This window comes from 'Cynodon dactylon' phytoplasma (assembly GCF_009268075.1).
GTDB lineage: Bacteria > Bacillota_I > Bacilli_A > Acholeplasmatales > Acholeplasmataceae > Phytoplasma > Phytoplasma cynodontis.
Genome location: NZ_VWOH01000017.1, coordinates 1 through 212, shown reverse-complemented (window position 1 = coordinate 212; position 212 = coordinate 1). Strand labels below are relative to the sequence as shown.

1 protein-coding gene is annotated in these 212 nt (G+C 27.8%); it reads right to left on the bottom strand.

Annotation, left to right across the window (positions count from 1 at the left end; translation table 11 throughout):
• On the bottom strand, positions 1-212 hold a 212-nt coding region (locus F1741_RS02305), incomplete at both ends, for a hypothetical protein (RefSeq protein WP_425305178.1).

Here is a 212-nt window from a genome sequence, read left to right as displayed (position 1 = left end):
GAAATATCATCCATAATAACTACTGGTCTAGAATCATCAAACTTTTTAGGTGAAAAATCAATTTTTCCTTTAAGATAGCTATACTTTAAACTAAGTTTACGCAAAACAGTTTTCACCATTCTGGTTTTACCAATTTCAGTACCACCAACAATAAACAAAGATTTTTTACGAACACCAGAATTCATTAATTTTAAAATCATCTTTTCAACCAT